This is a genomic window from Aeromicrobium sp. (assembly GCF_036676885.1).
In the GTDB taxonomy this organism is placed as follows: domain Bacteria; phylum Actinomycetota; class Actinomycetes; order Propionibacteriales; family Nocardioidaceae; genus Aeromicrobium.
Genome location: NZ_JAKFCB010000416.1, coordinates 1 through 8,178 on the forward strand (window position 1 = coordinate 1; position 8,178 = coordinate 8,178).

The 8,178-nt window shown below is 68.7% G+C and carries 10 protein-coding genes and 1 tRNA gene; 1 reads left to right on the forward strand and 10 read right to left on the reverse strand.

Going from position 1 to position 8,178, the window contains the following annotated elements; translation table 11 throughout:
* Positions 1–417: 417 nt before the first annotated feature.
* The 6 genes from V6M46_RS19405 to V6M46_RS19430 form a co-directional block, all read right to left on the reverse strand.
* Positions 418–693: a hypothetical protein gene (locus V6M46_RS19405; RefSeq protein ID WP_332668137.1), complete on the reverse strand. Its 276-nt coding sequence runs from the start codon at positions 691–693 to the stop codon at positions 418–420.
* Positions 694–912: 219 nt separating this feature from the next.
* Positions 913–985: transfer RNA gene (locus V6M46_RS19410), tRNA-Asn, on the reverse strand.
* A complete protein-coding gene (locus V6M46_RS19415; RefSeq protein ID WP_332668139.1) occupies positions 976–1,569 on the reverse strand; it encodes a sigma-70 family RNA polymerase sigma factor in 594 nt (197 codons plus the stop codon). Before V6M46_RS19415 ends, V6M46_RS19410 begins: the two co-directional genes overlap by 10 nt.
* A gap of 76 nt (positions 1,570–1,645) precedes the next feature.
* Positions 1,646–3,544, reverse strand: coding sequence for a DNA primase (gene dnaG, locus V6M46_RS19420; protein ID WP_332668141.1), 1,899 nt, complete (start codon positions 3,542–3,544; stop codon positions 1,646–1,648).
* A gap of 90 nt (positions 3,545–3,634) precedes the next feature.
* The gene (locus V6M46_RS19425) at positions 3,635–4,867 is read right to left on the reverse strand and encodes a deoxyguanosinetriphosphate triphosphohydrolase (protein WP_332668143.1); all 1,233 of its coding nucleotides are present in this window, start codon (positions 4,865–4,867) and stop codon (positions 3,635–3,637) included.
* A complete protein-coding gene (locus V6M46_RS19430) occupies positions 4,864–5,340 on the reverse strand; it encodes a GNAT family N-acetyltransferase (RefSeq protein ID WP_332668145.1) in 477 nt (158 codons plus the stop codon). The genes V6M46_RS19425 and V6M46_RS19430 overlap by 4 nt, the downstream gene beginning before the upstream one ends.
* Positions 5,341–5,408: 68 nt before the next feature.
* On the opposite strand from V6M46_RS19430, the gene V6M46_RS19435 reads away from it, so the two are divergent.
* Positions 5,409–6,140 carry a hypothetical protein gene (locus V6M46_RS19435; protein WP_332668146.1) on the forward strand — a complete coding sequence of 244 codons (732 nt, stop codon included), beginning with the start codon at positions 5,409–5,411 and terminating at the stop codon, positions 6,138–6,140.
* Between the two features lies 1 nt (position 6,141).
* Here the strand turns inward: V6M46_RS19435 and mutM are convergent, their stop codons facing one another.
* The 4 genes from mutM to V6M46_RS19455 all read right to left on the reverse strand — a co-directional run.
* Positions 6,142–6,993, reverse strand: coding sequence for a bifunctional DNA-formamidopyrimidine glycosylase/DNA-(apurinic or apyrimidinic site) lyase (gene mutM, locus V6M46_RS19440; protein ID WP_332668147.1), 852 nt, complete (start codon positions 6,991–6,993; stop codon positions 6,142–6,144).
* A 9-nt stretch (positions 6,994–7,002) separates the two neighbouring features.
* Positions 7,003–7,677, reverse strand: a complete 675-nt coding sequence (gene rnc / locus V6M46_RS19445; RefSeq protein WP_332668148.1) for a ribonuclease III — start codon at positions 7,675–7,677, stop codon at positions 7,003–7,005.
* Positions 7,678–7,721: 44 nt separating this feature from the next.
* The gene (gene rpmF / locus V6M46_RS19450; protein ID WP_056607529.1) at positions 7,722–7,907 is read right to left on the reverse strand and encodes a 50S ribosomal protein L32; all 186 of its coding nucleotides are present in this window, start codon (positions 7,905–7,907) and stop codon (positions 7,722–7,724) included.
* Positions 7,908–7,910: 3 nt separating this feature from the next.
* On the reverse strand, positions 7,911–8,178 hold a 268-nt coding region (locus V6M46_RS19455; RefSeq protein WP_332668160.1), incomplete at its 5' end, for a YceD family protein.

Consider the following 8,178-nt stretch of genomic DNA (forward strand, 5'->3'; position numbering starts at 1 on the left):
ACGTTCGACCGTGGCGTCGAGTCGCTCCAGGCCCACAAGGCGTACATCGACGGCCTGGGCTGGGAGAACTTCGATCCGGCCGAGATGCTCGAGGGCATGTCGCGCCCGACCGGATCGCGCCTCGGCGTCACCCACGCGACGCCGTTCGAGGTCTTCTCGATGACCTGGGGCGAATGATCTGGGCAGTCGGTTTGATGTCCACGACCGTTGCGTACCCGCGCGATTGATCTGACGCAGCCGCAGGTCACGCGCTTCCGACGATCCACGTGTCCTTCGCGCCACCGCCTGCGGACGAGTTGACGACCATCGAGCGGACCGGCGGCGCCCAATCCTGCCTGGAACCACGAAACGGCGCCGAGATCGGCGCCGCTCGGGTCTTGCTGTCCAACGGGCTCAGTACGTGCTGCCGGAGTTGCGTCAGGCCGCGGTCCACCAGAACGCGAAGCCATACTGGAGGTTCTGGTTCTGGCCGATGTACGTGCAGCTCTGGGTGATCCGCACCCGCATCGAGCTGTAGGCACGCTGCTGGTCGAAGCAGCGGCTCCGCACGTGCTCGTAGCTGCCGTATCCGCTGACGATCACCCGGTTGCCCTCGCCGTCCGCCTGAGCCGACGTCGACGAGCCGAAGAGCAGTCCGCTCGTGACTACTGCGCTGACGAGGGCGGTGCTGGCGATCTTCTTGGTTCGTATCATCGGAGTCCTGTTCGGTCGTGGGCGGTTGTGACAACCTATCGCCAAGCCGCGGAGTGGTAGCCACGCCACTCCGCAGCGGCCCACCAAGTTTGAGCTCGTCGACACGCGCAAGGGTTCGAGGGGCTGCAACGCCGTGCGATGCCCATCCGGGTTCATCGGCTGTAAAACAGGTAACGCCCGCTGGTATTCCAGCGGGCGTTACATGGTTTCGCGGTGATGCTCCCCCACTTGGACTCGAACCAAGAACCCTCCGATTAACAGTCGAATGCTCTGCCAATTGAGCTATGGGGGATCGGCTCCTCCCGGAAGAGGAGCACGGTCGACAACTTTAGCAAGTCGTCTCCTGAGTTGTCGCATCGCCTTGGCCTCGACGGCACGGACTTCGGCGACGGTCATGCCGAGGCGTTCACCGACCACCCGGCGAGGCATCGGGACGGCCAGCGGATCGCCCAGGCCAAAGCGCAGACGGAGCACGTCGGCAAGCTCGTCGGACATGCCGTTGAGAAGGTCCGGATCGGCCGGTTCGGCCTGCGCGGCCGGCCGGTCCTCGTCGCCGAGCGGCTGCTCGGGGCGATGCTCGACCGCCATCGCGGCACCGATCCAGTGCCATGCGTACGTCGCGAGTCGCGCACCGCGATCGGGGTCGAACCGGTCGATCGCGCGGATCAGCCCGATGGCGCCCGACTGCACGGCATCGCGCAGCTCCTCGCCGTTGAGGCCCCGCAGCCGCGCCCGCATCGCCACGGCCCGCATGCCCGCCGTGATCAGCGCTTCGCGCGCAGCGCGGTCGCCGCGCCGGGCCAGCCGGGCGAGCGCGATCTCCTCGGCCGCGTCCATCGGGGGCAACGACAGCAGCTCGCGTACGAATCGGTCCATGCCACCAGACTCCGACGGCGGGCGCCCCTGCCGTCGGGTCGGTCAGGCGGCCTGTGGACTGCCGGACGTAGGCGGCTCAGCTGGGGAAGTCGATGCCGAGCGAGCGGTCGCGCAGCGTGCGGAACTGCTGCTCGAGCGCGATCAGCTCGCCGAACATGCGGTTGTAGGCCTCGGCCTGCTCGATCGGGTTGGTGCGCTGCAGCTTGGACTTGACCTCGGTGATCCGGCGACCGCAGGTCAGCATCTGGAGCCGCAGGATCACGGACGCGACGACCGCGGCGGTGTTGCTCTCGCGCGCCCGCATGGGCTCGACCGCGGCGACCGAGAGCACGCGACGGGCGTCCTCGTCGTGGACCGACTCGGCGAGCCTCGGCAGCCAGTTGGAGTCGGGTCCGGTCGGCCAGGTCATGCCCTGGATGTGCTTCCAGAGGTACTTGGACACGAAATGGGTGAAGTCGTTGTCGTCGAGCTCGTCGGCGTGCTCGCGGGCGAGGTGCGGGTATTGCACGATCGCCTTGAGCGCCTCGCGCTCGTCGGCGAACTGCGGGGCGCCGAAGCTGACAACCTGGCTGGGCGGCGCGACGGATGGCTCAGCCGTCGCCGTCGCCGGCGTCCCGACCGCAGGCTTGGTGGTTGTGGTCGTGGTCGTACGCCTGCGGTGCTCGGCACGCACCTGCTCGATGTCGGTACCGACGCGTCCGGCGATCTCCCGCAGGAGCTCGTCGACCTTGGACTTGTCGCGGATCGCGGACGCCAGCGAGACCGCCTCGCGTACGGCGTCGACACGCTGGTCGCCGCGGTCGAGGTCGTACTTGCTCAGCATGTTGTCGAGGACGAAGCGATAGAGCGGTATGCGGGAGGCAACGAGCTCGCGCACCGCTGCATCACCCTCGGCGAGGCGCAGGTCGCACGGGTCCATGCCGCGCGGCTCGACCGCGACGTAGGTCTGGGCGACGAACTGCTGATCGCCGCTGAACGTCTTGAGCGCGGCCCGCTGACCGGCCTCGTCGCCGTCGAACGTGAAGATGACCTCGCCGTGGAACGCATCGTGGTCGAGCATGAGCCGGCGCATGATGCGCGCGTGGTCCTCGCCGAACGCGGTGCCGCAGGTCGCGACGGCCGTCGTGACTCCGGCCACGTGGCACGCCATGACGTCGGTGTAGCCCTCGACGATGACGGCCTGGCTCGACGACGAGATCGACCGACGCGCGAGGTCGAGCCCGTAGAGGACCTGGCTCTTCTTGTAGATCGGGGTCTCGGACGTGTTGAGGTACTTGGCTTCGACCCGGTCGTCGTCGAACATGCGCCGGGCCCCGAAGCCGATGATCTCGCCGGTCATCTCACGGATCGGCCACAGGAGGCGCCCGCGGAACCGGTCGTAGAGTCCGCGGGAGCCGCTGGCGGCAAGCCCACCGACCGTGAGCTCCTCGTCGGTGAAGCCCTTGGACTTGAGGTGGGCGACGAGGGCCTCTCCCCCGCGCGGCGCGAAGCCCATGCCGAACTTCTCGGCGGCGGACTGGTCGAAGCCGCGGTCCTTGACGAACTGGCGGCCGACGTCGGCGTCCTTGGAGCTCTGGAGTGCCGCGGCGTAGAACTCGCCCGCCTCGCGGTGGGCCGCGAGCAACCGGGGCCGCTGATTGGGGTCGCGGCGGGGGCCGGTGTGGCCGCCGTCCTCGTAGCGCAGCGTGATGCCGGCCTTGGCGGCGAGCCGCTCGACGGTCTCGACGAAGCTCAGGCCCTCGATCTCCATCACGAACCGGAACACGTCGCCACCGGCCCCGCAGCCGAAGCAGTGGTAGGACCCGACCGACGGCCGGACGTTGAACGACGGCGACTTCTCGTCGTGGAACGGGCACAGGCCCTTGCGGGAGCCGCCGCCGGCGTTCTTGAGCGTCACGTACTGCTCGATGACCTCGTCGATGCGGGTGCGCTCTCGGACGAGCTGGATGTCCTCGTCCTTGATGCGTCCGGCCATGAGGTGAATGCTAGTCGCCGCCACCCACGGCCGAGTTGCGTCATACAAAGTGTGGTCCGGAGACCTCACTTCTTATGACGCAAGGCGACGTCAATTCAGCAGACGGAGGGCCCACGTGCGGGCCGATGCGTCGGTGAGGCTGGCCACCTGGTCGATCACGACCCGGCGCCTCGCGGCGTCGTCGGCGGCGTTGGCGAAGTCGAGCGCGAACTCGGCCTCGAGCTCCTCGCCGTCGGACTTGTCGAGCACCTCCACCAGGGCCAGCAGCAGCTCGCGCTGGCGGCTGAGCGGACCGGCACGGTCGTCGGAGCGCATGACGTAGTGGGCGGCGATCGACTTGAGCACCGTGATCTCGTCGCGGGTGTCGTCCGGCACCTCGAGGTCGGCGGCAAACCTGATGAGCGGGCCGCCGCCCCACCTCTCGACCGTCGCGAGCTCGGCAGCGTGTGCGAACCGGCCGATCAGCGCACTCGTCAGGCTCTTGAGGACGGCCCTCGCGGCGCGGCTGCCGTCGAACGACGTCGTCGGCCATTCCGGCATCACCTGGAGGCGTTCGAGGGCGGCGTCGAGCCGGTCGTCGGAGGCGCCTGGGTCGTACCAGTCCCGTGCGACGGCATGGATCGACTCACGGTCGAGCTCACCGGACCGCAGCACGAACCAGCCGCCGACGACGCCGTCCTCGACGTCGTGGACCGAGTACGCGATGTCGTCGGCGAGGTCCATGACCTGCGCCTCGATCGACCGGCGCATCGGCGGCGACCCCTCGCGGAGCCACTCGAAGACCGCCAGGTCATCGGCGTACGCCCCGAACTTGCCGCTGGCGTCGGGGGCCTCGCCGCGGAGCCACGGATACTTCACGCACGCCGAGAGCGTCGCTCGGGTCAGGTTGAGGCCGACGCTCGAGCCGTCGGCGTCGAATGCCTTGGACTCGAGCCGGCTGAGGATCCGCAGCGTCTGGGCGTTGCCCTCGAACCCTCCGCAGGACTGCGCCGCCTCGTCGAGCGCCGCCTCGCCGTTGTGGCCGAACGGTGGGTGGCCGAGGTCGTGCGCCAGTGCGGCCGAGTCGACGATGTCCGGATCGCAGCCCAGCGCCTTGCCGAGCTCGCGCGCCACCTGCGCGACCTCGAGCGTGTGCGTCAGGCGGTTGCGGACGAAGTCGTCGAAGCCGGCGCCCATGACCTGCGTCTTTGCGGACAGCCGGCGCAGCGCCGCGGAGTGCACGACCCTCGCCCGGTCGCGCTCGAAGGGCGTACGGCCGGAGCGCTTCGGCGGCTCGTCGACGAAGCGCGCGCGAGCTTCGTCGCCATAGGGTGCGTCGGTCACGCCGGCGAGATCCGCTTCATCATGTGCATGCTGGTCGGGAGGTATCCCGCGGACTCGTAGAGCGCTCGCGCTGTCTTGTTGGGGGCGAAGACGTTGAGACGCACCGACATGCTGCCGTGCTCGGCGCACCAGGCCTCTGCCGCTGCCAGCAGCTCACGTCCCAGGCCCTTGCCGCGGTGCTCGCTGATGATCTCGATGTCGTAGATGAACGTCTCGCGCGACGGCAGGCTCGGGTCGGTGAACAGCCAGAGGTTGCCGACGATCTCGCCGTCGACCGTGCCGACGAACAAGTCGTGCCCAGGCGTCTGCATCCCGTCGGGCAGCGATGTCCCCTGTTCGGCCTTCGACAGCTCCAGCGCGTGCTCCTCGGTCCACACGCCCGCTTCGACCTTCTCGCGGGCGTACTCCACGATGAGTCGCTCGTTCCAGGCCGCGAAGTACTCCGCCGACATGGGTTCGAGAGACAACGTCATGACGTCAGCGTAGTTGTCATCAGCGTGGGATGATCGCGACCTGGGGGCATGGTCCGAAGGACAGATCAATGAGCGAACCCTCGTACGCATGGCGGCCCGCGGCAATCCTGGCGCTGCGCAGGCTCGCCGTGGCCAGTCTCGCCGGGGCGATCGTGGGATTCCTGGCCGGCGGGGTCGGCGGGCGCCTGGCGATGAGTCTCCTTGCCAGCCTCAACCCGGAGGATGCCGGAGTTGTCAGCGATGACGGGTTCACGATGGGCCAGGTCACGCTCAACGGGACCCTCAACCTGCTGCTGGTCGGCACGCTGCTCGGCGTTCTCGGCGGCGGGATCTACCTCGCCGTCAGGGACCTGCGCATCGGCCCTGCGTGGTTCAGGGCGGCCAGCCTCGCGGTCGGCGTGACGGTCGTCGTCGGCGCCGGCCTCGTGCACTCCGACGGCGTCGACTTCACCCTGTTGGAACCGACGTATGCCGCGATCGGCCTGACCTTGGCCATGCCGTTCGTGTACGCGTTGGCGCTGCCGCCGCTCGCCGACCGATTGCTCCGCGACGACTCCACACCGATGACGACGACGAACTGGCTGGTGTTCGTGCCCCTCGTCCCGTGGGTGTTCCCCCTGACGCCGGCCGCCGCCGTCCTCGTGCTCGGCTGGGTCGCCGTACGAGCGCTCAGCGGCGCGCTGAGCTCCCGGGCCAGAGCACTGATGCCGTGGATCGGGAGGCTCGCCCTGACGGCGGTGTTTGCCGTTGGACTGGCGGAGCTCGTGCAGACGACTCGCGAGATCTACCGAATCACCTGAGTCAGAACTTGCCGTTGCGCGGGCGGGGCTGGCACGTCGGGCACCAGTAGGACGAGCGGTTCATGAACGCGTCGCGGCGGATCGGCGTGCCGCACCGCTGGCACGGCTTGCCCTCCTGGCCGTAGGCCTGCAGGGACCGCTCGAAGTAGCCACTCGTGCCGTTGACGTTGACGTAGAGGGCGTCGAACGACGTGCCGCCCTGCGCCAGGGCCTCGAGCATGACCTCGCCGATGTGCGCCAGCAGCCCCTCGACCTCGCGGGCGCGCAGGTGCCGGGTGTTGCGGGCGTAGTGCAGCGGCGTGCGCCACAGCGACTCGTCGGCGTAGATGTTGCCGACGCCGGAGATCAGGGTCTGGTCGAGGATCGCGCGCTTGACGCCGGTCTCGCGCTTGCGGAGCCGCGCGGCGAACTCGGCGGCGTCGAACAGCGGGTCGAGCGGGTCACGGGCGATGTGGGCGATCTCGGCCGGCAGCTCTGCGCCGTCCTCGCTGAACGACATGCCGCCGAAGATGCGCTGGTCGGCGAAGCGCAGCTCGCGGCCGTCGTCGAGGGTCAGCGCGATGCGCAGGTGCCTGGGTGCGGGCGCGTCCGCCTCGGAGATCAGGAACTGCCCGCTCATGCCGAGGTGGCACAGCACGGCGTCGCCATGGTCGAGCTGCATCCAGAGGTACTTGCCGCGCCGCGCGGCGCCGACGACCGTACGGCCCTCGAGCCGGTGCGTGAAGTCGGCCGCACCGGGGAGGTGCCGGCGCACCGAACGTACGTCGTGGACGACGCTGTGCGTGATGGTGCGCCCGACGACGTGCTCCTGGATGCCGAGGCGGACGACTTCGACCTCAGGCAGCTCGGGCACAGGTGAAGCCTAGGCGGGATCGGCGACAGAACTCTCGAGGCCGGTGCTGATGGAGCGCCATGCGATCTCGGCAACCATCTGCTCGGCCTCCTTCTTGGAGCGACCCGTGCCGCCGGTGAAGACCCGCTCGCCGACGTGCACCTCGGCAGTGAAGGACTTGTCGTGATCGGGGCCGGTGCCGTCGAGGACGTAGTGCGGCACGCCGAGATCGTTGTTGGCGGCGATCTCCTGGAGCGACGTCTTCCAGTCCAGGCCGGCGCCGAGCTCGGCCGCGACGGCGATCACCGGGTCGAAGATGCGGTGGATGACCTCGGCAGCGCGTTCGATGCCGAACTGCACGTAGATCGCCCCGAGCAGCGCCTCGACGGTGTCGGACAGGATCGAGGCCTTGTTGCGGCCGCCGGTGGCTTCCTCGCCACGGCCGAGGCGTACGTGATCGCCGATGCCGAGCGTGCGGGCGACCTCGGCGAGGGCCTTGGCGCTGACGACGGCGGCGCGGAGCTTGGCGAGCTGGCCCTCAGGGAGCTCGGGGTGCTCGGTGAAGAGCGTGTCGGTGACGACCAGCCCCAGCACCGAGTCACCGAGGAACTCGAGACGCTCGTTGTTGGGGACGCCACCGTTCTCATAGGCGTACGAGCGATGTGTCAGGGCATGCTGAAGGAGCCCCGCATCCAGGTCCTCCACACCGAGAACCTGCCGGAGCCCATCAGCATCAAATGCTGCAGAGATCAGAGGACCTGGCGACGCTCGCCGCGAGCTCCGTACTGTCCGCACTTGGTGCACGCGTGGTGCGGCTGCACCTTCGAGTCGCACGCGGGGTTCGCGCAGTCGACGATCGCAGTTGCGGTCGTCTTCCACTGCGAACGACGGTGACGCGTGTTGCTGCGCGACATCTTCCGCTTCGGGACTGCCACGATCTACTCCTTGCTGTCGTCGGACGAGGTGTCCGACTCTGACTGGTCGGCCGACGGGACCGGTTGGTCCGCCAGCTGGCTCAACGATGCCCACCTCGGGTCAATCGCCTCACCGTGTGTGTGATCTGGATCATCCGCGAGCCGCGCTCCACATTCGGGGCACAGTCCCGGACACTCCGGACCACACAACGGGTTGTGCGGCAGTGCGAGCACCACCGCGTCCCGCAGGACGGTCTCGAGGTCGAGCAGGTCGTCCTCGAGGAAGAACTCC

Bases quoted from the DNA above. Each gene is read 5' to 3' on its own strand.
- V6M46_RS19405 (WP_332668137.1), bottom strand. From the start codon at position 693: ATGATACGAACCAAGAAGATCGCCAGCACCGCCCTCGTCAGCGCAGTA.
- V6M46_RS19415 (WP_332668139.1), bottom strand. From the start codon at position 1,569: ATGGACCGATTCGTACGCGAGCTGCTGTCGTTGCCCCCGATGGACGCG.
- V6M46_RS19430 (WP_332668145.1), bottom strand. From the start codon at position 5,340: ATGACGTTGTCTCTCGAACCCATGTCGGCGGAGTACTTCGCGGCCTGG.
- dnaG (WP_332668141.1), bottom strand. From the start codon at position 3,544: ATGGCCGGACGCATCAAGGACGAGGACATCCAGCTCGTCCGAGAGCGC.
- V6M46_RS19435 (WP_332668146.1), top strand. From the start codon at position 5,409: ATGAGCGAACCCTCGTACGCATGGCGGCCCGCGGCAATCCTGGCGCTG.